Raw genomic sequence first — 16,322 nt, 5'->3', positions numbered from 1 at the left:
TGAAGAATGAGACGAATTGGGCAAGGAAGAACGGCTGAGATCTATTCGTACCCATCCAATCAGATTATGAAATTATATCATGCAGATTTTCCAACCGAAGCTGTCCAGAATGAGTTTCGAATTACCGAGGCAGTATTCCAAAAGGGCATACCTGTTCCACAAGCAAGGTTGTATATGGATGATGTAGCGCGCAAAGGGATTATATTTGAACGGATTGAAGGCAGCACGATGTTATCCCTTATGATCCAGGAGCCCGTGTTGATCAAAGAACTATCGCGTCAAATGGCAGCCTGTCATCATAGCCTTCACGCCCAACAGGATGATGAAGGAGTATTCCCTACACAAAAGCAGATTCTTACTGGGGCCATTCAAAATACCTCTCTATTGTCGGAAGAGGATAAGACGCAGGTAATTGCTTATTTGTCGTCTCTTCCAGAGCGAAAGCAAATTTGTCATGGCGACTTTCATCCCGATAATGTCATGTTAAATGAAATGAGAGATCAATATTGGGTTATAGACTGGATGACAGGCATGTCGGGTGATCCAGCGGGTGATGTGGCACGAAGCTGGGTAATATTAATGAGCGGAACGTTGCCGGAGGATACGGACCCGGCTGTTCAAAAAGGTTTTGAATTGGCTCGCAATGTAATGCTGGAACATTATATCCAACATTACATCCAGATCTCCGGGATATCCCGCCAGGAGTTGGATGCCTGGATTCTGCCTGTCGCGGCTGCACGTTTAGACGAGAGATTACCTGCAGTGGAAGAGAATCAGTTGATCAAGCTTGTGCAGGATCGTATTCGTCTACTGAATTGATATATATAGCTTAACTAACAAGGATAACGAGGTGAAGAAATCCATGCTGAACGCATTAAAGGCCATACAATCTTACAAGTCAGGCCATCTCCCGGAGGAAGAGCAGCCAACGTGGTTGCAGCTGCTGGCAGCGGCAGAGCAGCCGAATATTAACCTGGAACGCATTCATTCCATAGCTGACCTGGAAGGCACGAATCCGGTACTGGATTATGTAGAACGCACACTCCAGGTGCTGGAGCAGCTTCAAGTTTCTTTTTGGATGCGAGAAATTCTGGAGGATGTGCTGGTCTGGTCGGAAACGGCAAAGGCAGGATCACCGAAACAGCGGCGAAATTGGCAGAAACAGGGGGTTAACCTGTTCGTGCACAATGTCGGTTCAGCACAGCTATATGACATGTATGGAAGTGTTGGAAATTTGCATGACAAGCAAGGCCATCGTGAGAAGGAACATTCATCTCGATCAGAATCCTCGCGTGATTTATCAAATGATGATCCAAGTGGTAGTGCACAAATTGTGCAAACCGCATATGGTTCACCCACACCTCGGCATGAGATCATTCATACTCTTATTGCCACACACGGACTTATTGGTCAGTACATCAGGGGAGAAATCCCATTTGCCGAAAATGCCCCGCTTCACTCGTTCATACCGCAAGGGTGGCTGACCGCAGATGAATTGCAGGCCATCCTGATCGCATTAAATGAATGCATCATTGCTGGCGTTGAGAGAGCGTTGTGGAATCAAGTGCAGGCTGAAGTGCAGCGTATCGTAGGTTGGATCATTACAGAGCCGGATCATACGGACTGGAATGTGAAGGAGCGGCTTTCACGCTTACGGAGTTCGTCTATACTTCAGGGAGAAGCGATGGATGAAGCATATGCCAAACTTCAAGCCCGGCTTGAGATAGAGAGAATTCTCGCTCCTCTGGCTCATCGGACCTTATGGTATGTGGAGTCAGCGATGCATGATTTTTCGTTGCAGGAGATGGTTAAGATCTTCCTTTTGACGCTACACAGTGAAGCTATGTTGCTATCTGTAGATGATTTGACGATGAACAGCACAGGCATAGGCAGAGTAACCGAAGAAGAAGGAGTGGGCTTGAACTCGACTTCGCAGGAGCAACAATTGGATGTAGTGAGGCATATCAGCTTCGAACCATTAATGAACACGATGTATTATGATTATAAAGGTGTCAAGAAACTGAATATTTACAAGAAACGAATGATTGAAAAGTATTTGGAGCAATATTCGTGGGAGCAAATTGAAGCCGGTGAGACGATCACTTACCCCCATCTGACACATCGGATTGAACGGCACAGGGATTTGCGGGATACGGTATTTGTGACATTTGAATTTTCTCCAGCGGCGGAGAAACTGATTGCATTCTGTATTGAGGCAGAAAAGTCTCCGTTATACGAAAAGGCTGTGCTGCTGTTATTTGACCTATTCGGATTGCGTCGGGATGCGTATGATCGGTTCCATAATGAAGAGACGTATCTGGCCGACATGAACAGCTCAGGTGATTACAAGAAAGTACTGCTGGATTACATGGTTGGCAAACGTGTGCTCGATATCGGTCCCGGCGGTGGAATATTGCTCGATCTGATAGAACAGGAAAGACCTGAGATGGAACCAATCGGCATTGATATTTCAGCGAATGTCATTGAGGCGTTGGAGCGCAAAAAGCAGCGGGAGGCACATCGCTGGCAAGTATTGAAGGGGGATGCTCTTCAACTGGATCAATACGTGCAGTCAGGCACGGTGGATACGGTTATTTTTTCATCCATTCTGCATGAACTGTATTCGTATATTGAGCGTGACGGACGCAGATTCAACAGGGACACGGTCGTTGCTGCGTTAAGAAGTTCGTTTAACGTGTTGTCCCCTGGGGGCCGAATTCTGATCAGGGATGGCATCATGACTGAACCCGAAGCACAGAAACGTCGAATTCGTTTCCTCGAACCGGATGGGATGCGATGGCTAGAGCGGTACGCACAGGATTTCCAGGGACGCAGCATTGAATTTGAGCGAATCTCTGAGGACGAGGCGCTGTTGGATATCAACGATGCGATGGAATTTCTGTACACCTATACATGGGGTGAAGAAGCATATGTCCATGAGATTCAGGAACAATTCGGCATATTTACCCCATCGGCATATGAGCACTGTATTCATGAAGCACTGGGGGAGCAAGCCGAGATTATTACATTCCGGCACTTTCTTCAGGAAGGATATACGGAGGCGCTTGGAGAACGAATTATATTTATGGATGAACAGGGTCAACCTGCACCTTTGCCTGACAGCACCTGCCTGATCGTGATTGAAAAGAAGAAAGGAATGGCGGACAGATGACAAATGAAGCCAACACGGCTTTATATTTTGTAAGGCACGCGGAATCTGAATATATCGAAGGGCAGGAACGCGAGCGAAGTCTGACGGAACAAGGGAAGAGAGACGCGGCTAGCGTTGCGGGTTTGCTCCATCGGGAGCAGATCCGGTTGTTTTATTCCAGTCCGTATAGACGGGCCGTGGATACGATTCAGGGGTTGGCCGAAGTGTCAGATGGCATTGTGGTCACGGAAGAGGATTTGCGTGAGCGTGAGCTGTCCGGTCCTGAAGTGAAGCATGAACATTTTCGTGAAGCCAAACAAAGGCTCTATAACAATCCTGCATTTGCTTATTCAGGTGGAGAATCCGGCGAAGTCGCTGGGGCGCGGGCAATTGCTGTTATACAGCGAATTCTGGATAGGCATCCGGGACAAAAAATAGTGATTGGCACCCATGGGGATATCATGACGTTGATTTTCAATTATTATGATCCGTCCTACGGTTATGACTTCTGGGCAAATACAACGATGCCGGACATCTACAAGCTTGAGTTCGATCGTGATGGCAGACTGGTTCAGGTAACACGATTGTGGGATGATCAGATTTAGTTTCTTTAGGTAACACGTTCTAACGACGTTAGGAGGCGATGATACTGAACCTCAAGTTGATAGAGTCCTTTATGGAGCAACAAATCCGTTTTAATGACAATAAAAGTTTATTTTATAATGGAGGCAAGTCTGCATTAGGGCCATCTCCACGAACGTTGTCCTGGCTTTTGGAATATCGCGCTGAAGTGGCAAAAGCATTAGAACGTATTTTTGCAGATGGATTATTGAGTCATTTTACAATTAAACTAGCAGATCAAGGAATCCGCCATTTTATCCATGTGAACCAGTTTATGCAGTTTACGAGCAAAGACAAGTTGCAATTGGCAGAATTATATAAAGATCAATTTATGCGGATCTGGTCTCTTTTGCAGAATGAGAGGGCAGAGGAAGAGGTATTACAGCAATTTTTCCAGAAGCATTATCAACAGTTAAAAACATTTCTAATACAGACTAACGGCGAGGACTTGTTTAAAAAATACACAATGGATCCACATCTGTTCTGGGTGCCGTGTGAGGAGTATTCGGCGGATCTGCAGGTATCTTGGCTCGGCTTGGATATAGAGCACCTGCATCCGCCGGTGCTTGATCTTGGCTGCGGTCCGCAGGCCAATTTGGTCCATTATTTACGTAGTAAAAAAATTGAAGCTTATGGGATGGACAGACAAGTGGATGAATTGGAAGATCTGCCGTTTTTGCGACGTATGGGCTGGATGGAAACTTCATTTGAACAAGAACAGTGGGGGACAATAATTTCCCATTTGGCATTCTCCAACCATTTCACACATCATCATCTCAAGGCAGACGGCGAACCAGAAGTATACGCTCAGAAATATATGGAACTTTTAAGAGCGCTAAAACCAGGAGGTTCCTTCTTCTATGCGCCGAGTGTTCCTTTCATAGAGTCATTCGTAGATCAACTGCCACAGTACTTTGTATGTCGAACCTGGATAACACCCACACAGCAAATGACGCGAATTACGCGACTGGACTAGATAAAAAAGGGGACACGGCGTGAAATGAGATGAAGCGTTTTGTGATTCCCGAAATGTATTTGACAGCACCGATTGGAGGAGGGAAGCCAGATGAGCAGAGTGGATGCGGATAAATTGCTGGCCGATTTGAATGAAGGGCGAATTCTTAGTCAGCAAACATTCGAAGGACTGAATGTGGAAGCCTATCTGAATCAACGGGATGCTTCCGAATTTGCCGATGAGTGGATGCAAGCATTTGAACGGTTTGCTCAGAAGACAGACGTCGTGGAAGGAGAAGTGCTGCGTGCATGCAGGGAACGGGCTTTCAAACGAACGATTGCTCTTGTAGGCGATCCTGAATTAGCCGGATATGTCAGTGATGATATTGGATTGATTGGCGCGGCCCTGTTACAGGACGAAATGCAGGACTCATTTGTTATGCAATTACTTGAACGTTATCAACAAAGTACATTGCCCCTGCGTTAAGCGGGAGTGACGGTTGTATATTCTTTTCGTTTGTATAAAAAAATAGCTTCGAATGTGTATTGTGAGTTCTGCACAGCATAAGGTACAATTCATCTAAGCATTGAGTGAGAATGATAATCATTATTCATAAAACATATTCTCACCAATACAACAACAGATTACATAGGGGTGAAGGGAATCATGGTAAGGTTCAATAAAGGGTTTAAAGGTTGGACGATCATACTGCTACTTATGGTTGTAGTTATATCGGGCTGTAGTGCAAATTCTGAGTCAAAAGCAGAACAGGCTCCTGTATCTGAGACCACAGTTTCGGATGGCAGTACTTCTGAAACAACAGAAAAAGAAGCAGAGACGCGTGTCGTACAGGATGGATTTGGTGATGTGACGATCCCGGTGCATCCGCAGCGGATTGCTGGTATCTATGTGGAAGATTATCTCAAGGCTCTCGATATCACACCTGTCGTACAGTGGTATAATCCGATGTGGGGTGTGCAGGAATATCTGGATCTGGATGTGCCACGGTTCGATTTGACTGGGAGTATTGAAGCGTTACTTCAATATGATCCGGATCTAATCATTGTGGATGGAGTGGATGCAGCAACATATGAAATGTACTCCAAGGTAGCACCGACGTATCGTTTGCCTGAGGACATTTTGCAGGATTCCAATCAGATCTTGACCACCATTGCCGATGTTGTCGGTAAACCGGAAAAGGGTGCAGAAGTTGCGGCTGAATTTGAAGCCAAAATTGCAGACGCCAAGTCAAAGCTGCAAGAAGCGATTGGAAATGAGACAGTAGCCGTTGTACGCCTTAACGTGACTGAGAAGACGTTAGCTTTGTTTGGCGTAAAGAATCGTCTTGCAGGATTTATCTATTCAGATGTTGGATTAACACCGCATCCGTTGGCAGCTAACATGAAGGAATATCAGGAGTTACTGTCAGAAGAGGCGATTCCGGAGCTGGATGCAGACCACATTATTGTGTTCCCTTCCAATGGGAATTGGTCTTCCAAAGAGAACCAGGCGGCCATCAAAGTATTGGACGGGAAGTTGTGGCAGTCCCTTCCGGCCGTTAAAAACAAACATGTGTACATGATGGAAAGATCGCACTGGCAATCAGGAGCAGTCATAGCCAATTCAATGAAGATTGATGATCTTCTGCAAAAAATGATTCAATAAGCATACTCCCATAAGAAAGTTCTTCAGTAGGGTTGAAGAGCTTTCTTTTTTCGTATACACTGTTTTAAATGATAATAATTCTCAGTTAAGGAAGATGAAATGAACATGTGCCCCACAATAATGCAATGGATTCCCAAGCCCTGGTTATGCTTGCTTCAACATATGAAATACTTAGATTATAGCCAAGTCGATATCGCCAACAGGCGGACATATAACAAGACATCATCACATGCTCTTTTCGTAGTGACGGGTGGGCATGGCTCAATAGATTCTTTGGACAATAGGGACACTCGTTTGGAAAAAGGGATGATTATGTTTGTTCCAGCTGGACGTACCATTGTGATTGAAGGCTCCAGTGAGTTGCAATATTATAGACTTGAGCTGATGGTAGCTGAGGTGAAAGAAGATAAGGCCAGTAAGTTGAGTATAACAGATGAAGTGGTGCAACAAGAGCCGCCGGCCTTTATATCAGATCTAGATCGGTTGCCTCTTATTGAGCTGAATTATAGCCCATGGAGTTCCTGTCTGAAATCGTTGGAACAGATATCCCGTGGGCAGACTGCTCATAATTGGTTGGACCAATGGGAGATACAACTGCGTTTTCAGGAGTGGTTTCGAGTGCTGCTTCGGCAAAATGATCCCGAGATTGAATCGCCGGATGACCGTGCCCGGCTTCAAAGCTCGATTCGTTATATTCGCGAACACTATGATCAGCCCATAACGGTTGACGATCTGGCAGCAGAGATCCGGCTTACCAGATCCAGTTATACCCGACAATTCAAGGAGATCACAGGCAAGCTTCCGCTTGATTATATAAATGCTGTACGATTGGAGCATTCCAAACTGCTGTTACAGATGACCGATGATCGCTTGCATGAAATTGCACAGAATGTCGGATTTAATAACGAATATTATTTCGGTCGCCGATTCAAGCAATATGCAGGTGTTTCTCCAGGGGTATATCGGCGTCATTACCGTCAAGAAGTACGTGTGTTTGCACCGTATCTGGAGGATTTTGTACTGGCACTTGGAATAAAACCGATACTGCAAACTTCCCATCGTTCTTGGGGAAGACAGCAATATTTGGGGTTGGAAGATGTTCCTGAATTTGATGTTTCTCAGCTGGACATAGGGTTTATTGAGACGAATGTACCTGAATTTATAATGCTGAACAACGGATACCAACGCTGGAATCTGGAGCGGTTTGATCAAGTAGCCCCGACATTTTACGTGGGTCATCAGGGAGAGGATTGGCGTTCCATTTTGAAATCCACCGCGGATGTGCTGGGAAAGGTAAGCCGGGTGCAGGATGTCATAGGTGATTATGAGGAAAAGGCGCAGGCAGCCAAGAAACTTTTGAAACGATATATGCGTGGAAAAACCGTCGCTTTTTTGCGTATTTCTACATCGGAAATTACACTCTATGGGAACCATTATGGTTACGTAGGTCCTGTATTGTATCAAGATTTAGGATTAACTCCGCATTTCCGTGTACAGCAATGGGCAAGCCAAAATCGAAGAGTCGGTATTGGGCTGGAGCAGCTATGTCAGCTTGAAGCAGATCACCTCTTTATCACATTTGATAATATGAATTCTGCCTATCCCGGAGAGGAACGGAAGCTCCTGGAAAGAGATGAGTGGAAACGGCTGCCTGCCGTAAAAAGCGGTCACGTATATGAGGTGGATTTTATGACCTGGATGAATTACGGTGTCATCTCCCATGGGAAGAAGATCGATGATATACTACGGTATTTGGGCTGAATTAGACAACACGTGAAGACTAAATTAACTCAAAAATCAAATTAAAGGCGTGGTCACCTGAAAGGAACAGCGGCGATAAGCTTGCTGCTCCTTTTTATTCTTAACTGACCTCTTTGATCAATTCCTCGTGATTATTTCGCACATTACCTACTGCAGAATCCACCTTGTATGCTATCATTTCATCGGCCTCATACGGGCTGAGAAGCCTCAGAACGCTTTCCTTGTCCGATTCCTTGTTTAGCCAATCCGCTTCATCTTGCGGCCGGAGAATGACTGGCATACGATCGTGGATGTCAGTCATAAGACGGTTAGGTTCAGTAGTAATGATGGTGCAAGTTGAAAGCTTGTTGCCTTCTGGATCAATCCAAGTATCGTATAGGCCAGCAAGTGAGAAGATGGAGTCATCTTTCATTAAAATCCGCATTGGTTGCTTTATGGATCCGTCCTTTTTCCATTCATAAAATCCCGAGCATGGGATAATACAACGCTTGGAACTGATCAGGCGTTTAAAGGCTGGTTTCTCTGTGAGTGTCTCTGCACGGGCGTTTATCATCTTATTGCCTATTTTTTCATCCTTGGCCCAATTAGGAACCAGACCCCATCGGAGCGACCCCAATCGATTACCGTCCTTACTGCCGATAATTGTAGGGATGAATTGCATAGGCGCAGCGTTGTAATTAGGTTTGTACTCAAATCCCTCAGCAATAGAAGCATAGTACCTGTCCATAATTTCTTCGATTGGATCTGTAATCGTGAATCTTCCGCACATATCGAAGCCTCCTTTAAAACGCTATAGTATGTAATTTAACTCAAATCTTTAACGTTAGAAACGGGTAATATGTGGTGTCGCGTATCCAATTGAAAAAAAATATGCAATAAATCACGTGGAATTTCTGCGAAACAACATGGGAAAACAGCGATGTATGCAGGCAGGTTTGGATTTGAGCAAAATATATAGAAAAAGCCTGTTCACTAATGAACGGGCTTTTTAGTGTGTCGTCTTGCTTCAGTTAAGTCAGGAGATTTAGTTTTTCTCCATAACAGCAAAGTAATTGTTTTCGTCATCTGCAAAGTTGAATACTCTTCCGCCAGGCATCGTTACAATCTCGCCAACCGTAACTTGTTTATTGGATAAGTGAGTGTAAAGTTGATCCAGGTTATCTGTGAAAAGCATAAGAGATGGTGTGCCAAGGTTTAATTCAGGGGACATTTTGGCAACGAATTCTTTATCGTGCAGGATAATGGTGGTTTGGGCATCCTTCACAGGAGCAATCTCAATCCAGCGCATGCCATTCCCATTGACTTCGTTAACGACATGGAAACCTGCTTTTTCTGTCCAAAATTGAAGAGCCTTGTCCTGATCGTTTACATACAACATAATTTGTCCGACTTGAGTAAACATTGATTTACACTCCTTATATACGTAGTTGATCATGGTTGAAGCATGTATGCGTTTGGATGTAGCTATTTAGATTGAGTCAAGCTTTATATTACCATATACGAGCGCCCAACATACAACTTCAATTCAAGCACAAAAAGAGGAAGCAAATGTCCTTGACTGCCGCATTGCGACATACCATTAGATAAAGGACAATTCGAGCGACCGAATTGCCTTTTAAGCACAGCCATGTAATGGCAGATGGGAGCGCTGTAATGACGAAACGGGTAGTTCTATTGGAAGAAGGTACGGCAGAGATGAAAGGGCTGATGGGTAGTAAAGGGGCTGGACTTGCGGCGTTGCTCCAGGCAGGTTGGCCCGTTCCGGCCGGATTCATTGTAACAAGGGAAGGCTGTCGCACGTTCTGTACCCGTCTTGCACATCTTTCAGCTGAAGGAGCCCAGGAGATTGGCAGCGCAATTCAGCATCTAGAGAAGCAAACCGGCAAATTCTTCGGTGATTCTTTAGCACCGCTGCTGCTTGCCGTCCGGTCAAGTGAAACGTGTTCCCGTAATACGGCATCCCATGCTTTGCTTTATGTAGGACTGAATGATGTGACGGTGGAGGGTTTCGCGAGGCAAACGAATGATCGTCAGTATGCCCTTAATTGTTATCGGATTTTATTGCAGGATTATGGTCAACTGGTGCACGACATTCCGTATACCCTATTTGAAGAAAAATGGGGAGACATCTCGATACTCGATGAAGCGAAGCTAGAATTCGCCATCGCAGAATATAAACGCTTAATAGAAGAGAAAGGACGTCATCCTTTCCCTCAGGATGTGCAGTTACAATTAAAAGAAGTGATGCGTGCAGTTTCTGATTCACAACGTGTCATAAGGCCCAGCTCCCAACAAGAACTTCTTCGTAATCCTTCTCCTTTCTCCGATGAAACTCATGGAGCAGCTGTTCTTATACAGGTGATGGTCAATGGCGAGTGTGGTGATCGAAGCGGAAACGGAACGGTATATTCTCGTCATCCGGGTACCGGGGAACGGGGCATGACAGGTGATTACGTTTCATCTGCTGCTTCCTGGCGTTCGAATGAAGGATTGGAACAACTACGAAGTGAAGAGCCGGGAGTGTATGATTTTTTGCAGGATGCTTGCAGTTATCTGGAATCCCACACGAGAGAGGTACAGGAGATCCAATTTGTCGTGGATTCAGGGAGCCTGTATCTGGTGGAAATCAGTGAGGCGAGGTTAACCTCACAGGCGACGCTGAGGAGTACTGTAGACTTTGTGGATGAAGGGGTAATCACCAAAGAGAATGCAATATTACGTATCCAGCCTTGGCATGTGACGGAATTGCTTAAAGCATCTTCAACTTTATCACCAGAGCTGCAGCTTCTACTGGAATGGGCAGATGAAATGAAGGGGCTTACAATACTTTCGAATGTGGATCATCCCAAGGACGCCATGAAGGCCCGCGCGTTAGGCGCTGAGGGCATTGGATTGTGTCGAACAGAACAACTGTTGTTGTCTGCTTCGAGATTTCCTTTTGTACAGAAAATGATTCTGGCTGACAGTGAAGCTGAGCGCAAACGTGGACTGGAACGTCTATTGCCGATGCAGCAGGCTGATTTTGAACAACTCTTCGAAGCGATGGATGGTTATCCGGTAACCATTCGATTGCTTGATCCACCGCTGCATGAGCTGCTGCCTGATATTGAAACGTTAAAAGAACGACAAGAGCAGTTGGCTCTCAAGGCATTGGAGGAGGACAATACCGAACTGCAGGAGCTTGAGCGTGTTATCCGCAGGGTGCTGGAATTGCAGGGACAATATCCACTGCTAGGACAGCAGGACTGTCGACTGGGAACCGTTTTCCCGGAAATCTACGATATGCAGCTTGAAGCCATTTTTCGTGCAGCGGTGAAGGGCATCCGCCAAGGTTTATGGGTACGGCCGGAGATTATGATTCCTTTGATAGCTCATGCCAATGAACTTCAGGTCATGAGAGATCTGGTGGATCATGTAGCGGACCAGGTGCTTGGAGAGGAGAAACGTCACTGTCTTTACAAAGTGGGAGCACGGATTGAAGTTCCTCGAGCGGCACTGACTGCAGCTCCTGTCGCGCGTCATGCGGACTTCTTCTCGTTTGGCACTGATGAGCTGACACAGATGACATTTGGTTACAGCCGTCACAATATGGAGAAGCCCTTCCTTCATTTTGTTGAGCAACAACACTCATTGCCCAGTAATCCATTTCAGGTACTGGATATCGACGGAGTGGGGCAGTTGGTGGAGATGGCTCTCGTTCAGGGCCGAATTCGGAAACCTTATTTAAAAGCAGGCATCTGTGGCGAGAATGCAGCCGATCCGGCTTCCATTGCTTTTTGCCACCGTATTGGTCTGGACTATGTAAGCTGTCTGCCAGAACAGGTACCGCTAGCTCGTATTGCTGCTGCACAGGCGGCACTCCTTGCTCAGAAGCAGGACCCAAATGAGAACAGGCAGGACGGCGATATATCGACGATTGCATAACATTTCCATATCCCCTCATGGAATAGCAACCCTAAAACTGTTATACTGAAATATGCGTTTTGTAAAAGGAACGTAAAAATTTCAGATAAGGGTTGAAAGCGACCATGTTTAATTCCAAAAATGAGCGGACCTCATCACGGACCTTGTTTGCCGTGTTATTCATTCTTATGCTGCTGAAGCTGTCGCTTTTGCGGTATTTCTTTTTCCAGGGTCTGTCTGGCATCGGTTTCGTTACTGACGCATTGGGGGCCCTGACCGTGGTATGTATCCTCGATCTGATCGTGCCAAAAACCTGGAAGCGTTCAGTGTACGCAGGTTTTAATGTGTTGTTCTCGCTTGTATTGTTCGCGGCGACACTCTATAACGTACATTTCAGTTCGGTTCCCACATATACGGCACTCAGCGAACTGGGCCAAGTCGCCCAAGTGAGGGGCAGTATCGGGCCTTTGGTAAGACCAGAGCACTTCCTATTTTTTGTGGATATCGTACTGGCACTGCCCGTATGGTTTATCTTGCGCAGTCGTCGTGCTTCATCTCGTAACAGCAGCTACCGCGACAGTGGACTCCATTTCGGCAGAAGCCGGAGACGGTATTGGGGCAAGTTGGGTGTAGCTCTTACAGCTGCTTTTTGCATCGTGCTGTCAGGCAGCTTCATTGTCAAAGGGGAAACAATTGATAATGAGCTGGTTCGTGCCGAAAATCTCGGTTTCCTGAATTATCAGGTGTCATCTGCGATTCTGACGAGCAAAGAGAATGAAGCCATTGCGAATGGCAACATTAACGAAACCATCGACAAGATTAATCAACTGGTTAGCAAGTTTCCGTATCAGGATAAGTTTAGTCAAGGCACGGCTATCAAAACCAAATATTATGGTCAGGCTAAAGGAAGCAACCTGATTGTCCTCCAACTGGAGTCATTTCAAAACTTCCCGATTAATGCTTCTCTCGACGGTCAGGTGTTAACCCCCGTTCTGAATGATCTGGCAAAAGAAAGCTATTATTTCTCTCATTTTTTCCAACAGATCGGACAGGGAAATACATCGGATGCTGAGTTCATGTCGAACACATCCATCTATCCAACTGGAGTTGTACCCATGTCAGCAGGGTATAGTGACCGTGATCTGCCAAGTCTTCCAAAACTGCTAGGCAAAGAAGGATATGAGTCAGAAACGTTCCATGTCAATGACGTCACTTTCTGGAACCGGAACAAAATGTATCCGGCGCTTGGATTCAATCGTTACTTCGACAAGCCTAGCTTCAAGAATGATAAATTTAATGATTTTGGACCATCGGATGAGGAATTATATCGTGTAGGTGTGGAAAAAATGGCTGCGCATCAGGCTGCTAATCAGCCGTTCTATGCTCAGTTCATTACAGCATCCAGCCACTCACCGTTTACGGTTCCTGCGGACCGAGCGAGAATTACCATCCCGGCCACAATCACCAATACGTTGCTGCATGATTACCTGCAAGCGATCAATTATACGGATTATGCGGTAGGTCAGCTGATCAATGAACTCAAGGCAAACGGGCTATGGGATAACACAACACTCGTTATATATGGCGACCATTTCGGTCTTCCGGCAAATGATGAGATAACTCAGCAGATTCAGACCAATCTTGGTGTGCCCTATGATGGTAAAGTTAGCCGCTTCAATATCCCGCTCTTGATCCACACGCCGAAACAGGCGAAAGGTCAAGTCATAGAACAGCCTGGCGGTCAATTGGATATACTGCCAACGGTGATGAACCTCATGGGGGTTTCTTTGAAGGAAGAGAAATTCACAGCATTTGGACACGATCTACTTAACATGGACCATAATGCGTTCGGTATCCGGTATTATTTGCCGACAGGTTCTTTTGTGAATAATGATATTATGTTTATTCCGGGTGCGGGCTTTGATGATGGAACAGCCTACTCGTTAAAAACGTATGAACCCGTCACGGATTTGGAGCCGTACCGTTCCGATTATGAGCATGTGCTCAATTTGATGAAGCTGTCTGACGAGTATGTGAAGCTGTTGCCCAAACGTGCACCGTAATTGAATTCTTATATGTATGAAATACTATAACGTCACTGGCTCACGAGCTGGTGGCGTTATTTGTTTATTCATCGTACATTTCTTCGTGTAATGAACGTGTAACTGAGAAGCAGATATCCTTTGAAACTGTAATCAATAATGTTACAATGGGAGATGGAGCCACTAACGCAGATGACGAAAGGAATGAATATAGATGAAACTTAGTGTACTTGAACATGGACATATTAATGAGGGACGGACGGTACAGGATACCCTTCAGGAGACTGTAACTCTTGCCAAACATGCAGATGAACTGGGCTTCTCCCGCTTCTGGATGTCGGAGCATCATGGCAGCGGAGCACTGTCATTTTCCAGTCCGGAAGTTATGATTGCACATGTCGCAGCACATACAGATCGAATTCGTGTAGGTTCAGGCGGCGTCATGCTGCCTCATTACAGTGCATATAAAGTTGCTGAGAACTTCCGTTTACTGGAAGCTCTACACCCTGGCCGAATCGATCTTGGCATTGGCAGAGCCCCGGGTGGCATGCCGATTGCCAGCAGAGCTTTGAATGAAGGAAAGTCATCGAATGTGCAATTTTTCCCACAGCAGATTGCCGATCTGGGTGGATACTTTCATGAACAGCTGCCGGAGGATCATCGTTTTGCTTCCCTAGTTGCTGGGCCATCCGTACCAACTGTTCCGGAAGTATGGTTGCTCGGCTCCAGTTCCGAAGGTGCGCGAATTGCTGCAGCACAAGGGACCGCTTACGCGTTTGCCCAATTTTTCGGAACGCCGGGTGGAGAGGAAGCGATGAAGCATTATCGCAGACACTTCAAGCCTTCTATCCTGAATGACAAACCACATTCCATGATTGCGGTGTCGGCATTCTGTGCAGAGACCGAAGAAGCAGCCGCTGAACTGGCTCGAAGTAATGAGTTATTCTTCCTGCGGCTTGGCCGGGGGCTGGAGCAGAACTCATTCCCATCCCTGGAAACGGTGAACAACTATCCATTTACGGCCATGGAGATGGAACAGATCCGTCAACGCCGTTCTTTTTCTATCGTCGGTACACCGGATCAAGTGAAGGACAAAATTACAGCAATGGCTGAACGCTATGAAGCAGATGAAGTTATTATTGCATCCGCGATTCACTCATTCCAAGATCGTTTACGTTCATTCAGCTTGATAGCGGAAGCCTTTAATATAAAGCAGGATTAATCGGTACTGAAAGGGAATTAGTATTCTGAAATGGCTGGAGCCTTGTCTTTGCAAGGTTCCGGTTATACTCTTGCGTGATCAGGGAGAGGAGAGATTCACATTCGCAGATGTGTCATTAGTGATATTCATGGCTGTTACGACGAATTCAATGCTCTGCTTGAGCTGGCAGCATACGATCCTGAGCAGGACGAGCTGATTTTGCTAGGTGATTATGTCGATCGCGGACCGAAGAGCAAAGAGGTCGTGGAGCAGATTATGCAGATGCACGAGCAGTACAACATTATTGCGATCAAAGGAAATCATGATGCGATGATGGTCAAGGCGCTGAACCATAATGTCGAGGAATATGACAAACACTGGATTCGCAATGGAGGTCTACAGACGCTGGCCAGCTATGTCGAGGTTTCTTTGAATGATGAGCAGTTGGACTGGGATGTGTATACTGAAGCCAAACAGTGGGTCCGTACACACTATGAGCATCATCTTCGTTTTTTGGAACAGCTTCCCCTTGTATACGAAATTCCTGGTTATATCTTTGTACATGCCGGGATTAATCCGGATGTGGAGGATTGGCGGACCCAGTCAGAGCGTGACTTCATTTGGATTCGGGAGCCATTCTATTCAAGACCAACCTCGCTTGAGGAGACGGTGGTATTCGGTCATACGCCAGTCAAAAACTTGCATAAGGAGCCAGGTGTATGGTTTGATCCGAATGGGGACAAGATTGGCATTGATGGCGGATGTGCTTATGGTGCTCAATTAAACTTGCTGGAGATCGGCGAAGATGGAAGTCTAGAGACTCTTTTTGTGAAAAGAGGAGAGACCCGTCAGGGTCCCGAGGTTTAATCCACACGGCGAAATTCAAATAAATCTCTTTAAACAAAAGTATAAATTAAATCCCGTTGAAGCCCTAACCTTTTCCTTTCTTGAGAATGTGGATTGGTATACATATCGACAATGGATTGAAGCTGGTGGAACGGCAGAGTTGTGCATTCGTTTACG

13 protein-coding genes are annotated in these 16,322 nt (G+C 45.8%); 11 read left to right on the top strand and 2 right to left on the bottom strand.

Going from position 1 to position 16,322, the window contains the following annotated elements; translation table 11 throughout:
* The first annotated feature begins 6 nt into the window (after nucleotides 1–6).
* The 7 genes from DC345_RS06655 to DC345_RS06625 all read left to right on the top strand — a co-directional run bounded on the left by DC345_RS06655 (nucleotide 7) and on the right by DC345_RS06625 (nucleotide 8,153).
* Nucleotides 7–819, top strand: coding sequence for a phosphotransferase family protein (locus DC345_RS06655; RefSeq protein ID WP_113052435.1), 813 nt, complete (start codon nucleotides 7–9; stop codon nucleotides 817–819).
* Nucleotides 820–862: 43 nt separating this feature from the next.
* Nucleotides 863–3,172 (top strand): class I SAM-dependent methyltransferase, encoded by a 2,310-nt coding sequence (locus tag DC345_RS06650; protein WP_113052434.1) that lies wholly within the window; start codon nucleotides 863–865, stop codon nucleotides 3,170–3,172.
* Nucleotides 3,169–3,756, top strand: a complete 588-nt coding sequence (locus DC345_RS06645) for a histidine phosphatase family protein (protein ID WP_113052433.1) — start codon at nucleotides 3,169–3,171, stop codon at nucleotides 3,754–3,756. The genes DC345_RS06650 and DC345_RS06645 overlap by 4 nt, the downstream gene beginning before the upstream one ends.
* Nucleotides 3,757–3,794: 38 nt before the next feature.
* Nucleotides 3,795–4,748 carry a class I SAM-dependent methyltransferase gene (locus DC345_RS06640; RefSeq protein WP_113052432.1) on the top strand — a complete coding sequence of 318 codons (954 nt, stop codon included), beginning with the start codon at nucleotides 3,795–3,797 and terminating at the stop codon, nucleotides 4,746–4,748.
* A 90-nt stretch (nucleotides 4,749–4,838) separates the two neighbouring features.
* The gene (locus tag DC345_RS06635; RefSeq protein ID WP_113052431.1) at nucleotides 4,839–5,213 is read left to right on the top strand and encodes a hypothetical protein; all 375 of its coding nucleotides are present in this window, start codon (nucleotides 4,839–4,841) and stop codon (nucleotides 5,211–5,213) included.
* 180 nt (nucleotides 5,214–5,393) lie between these two features.
* Nucleotides 5,394–6,392, top strand: coding sequence for an ABC transporter substrate-binding protein (locus DC345_RS06630; RefSeq protein WP_113052430.1), 999 nt, complete (start codon nucleotides 5,394–5,396; stop codon nucleotides 6,390–6,392).
* A 162-nt stretch (nucleotides 6,393–6,554) separates the two neighbouring features.
* Nucleotides 6,555–8,153, top strand: a complete 1,599-nt coding sequence (locus tag DC345_RS06625) for an AraC family transcriptional regulator (protein ID WP_258530578.1) — start codon at nucleotides 6,555–6,557, stop codon at nucleotides 8,151–8,153.
* 100 nt (nucleotides 8,154–8,253) lie between these two features.
* Here DC345_RS06625 and DC345_RS06620 read toward each other — a convergent pair whose 3' ends face one another.
* Nucleotides 8,254–8,922, bottom strand: coding sequence for an SOS response-associated peptidase (locus DC345_RS06620; protein WP_113052429.1), 669 nt, complete (start codon nucleotides 8,920–8,922; stop codon nucleotides 8,254–8,256).
* 255 nt (nucleotides 8,923–9,177) lie between these two features.
* Entirely contained in the window at nucleotides 9,178–9,555 is a 378-nt protein-coding gene (locus DC345_RS06615) for a VOC family protein (RefSeq protein ID WP_024631833.1), read from the bottom strand.
* A gap of 251 nt (nucleotides 9,556–9,806) precedes the next feature.
* Between DC345_RS06615 and DC345_RS06610 the strand changes: the two genes are divergently transcribed.
* The 4 genes from DC345_RS06610 to DC345_RS06595 all read left to right on the top strand — a co-directional run bounded on the left by DC345_RS06610 (nucleotide 9,807) and on the right by DC345_RS06595 (nucleotide 16,166).
* Nucleotides 9,807–12,077 (top strand): putative PEP-binding protein, encoded by a 2,271-nt coding sequence (locus DC345_RS06610; protein WP_181586510.1) that lies wholly within the window; start codon nucleotides 9,807–9,809, stop codon nucleotides 12,075–12,077.
* Nucleotides 12,078–12,181: 104 nt separating this feature from the next.
* Nucleotides 12,182–14,119 carry an LTA synthase family protein gene (locus DC345_RS06605; RefSeq protein WP_113052427.1) on the top strand — a complete coding sequence of 646 codons (1,938 nt, stop codon included), beginning with the start codon at nucleotides 12,182–12,184 and terminating at the stop codon, nucleotides 14,117–14,119.
* 193 nt (nucleotides 14,120–14,312) lie between these two features.
* Nucleotides 14,313–15,320 carry an LLM class flavin-dependent oxidoreductase gene (locus tag DC345_RS06600; protein WP_113052426.1) on the top strand — a complete coding sequence of 336 codons (1,008 nt, stop codon included), beginning with the start codon at nucleotides 14,313–14,315 and terminating at the stop codon, nucleotides 15,318–15,320.
* 93 nt (nucleotides 15,321–15,413) lie between these two features.
* Nucleotides 15,414–16,166, top strand: coding sequence for a metallophosphoesterase family protein (locus DC345_RS06595; RefSeq protein ID WP_309304320.1), 753 nt, complete (start codon nucleotides 15,414–15,416; stop codon nucleotides 16,164–16,166).
* The last annotated feature ends 156 nt before the right edge of the window (nucleotides 16,167–16,322 follow it).

The organism is Paenibacillus taichungensis (assembly GCF_003287275.1).
GTDB lineage: Bacteria > Bacillota > Bacilli > Paenibacillales > Paenibacillaceae > Paenibacillus > Paenibacillus taichungensis_A.
Note: the sequence above shows the minus strand (reverse complement) of the source record. Positions and strands in the feature narration are given on the sequence as shown.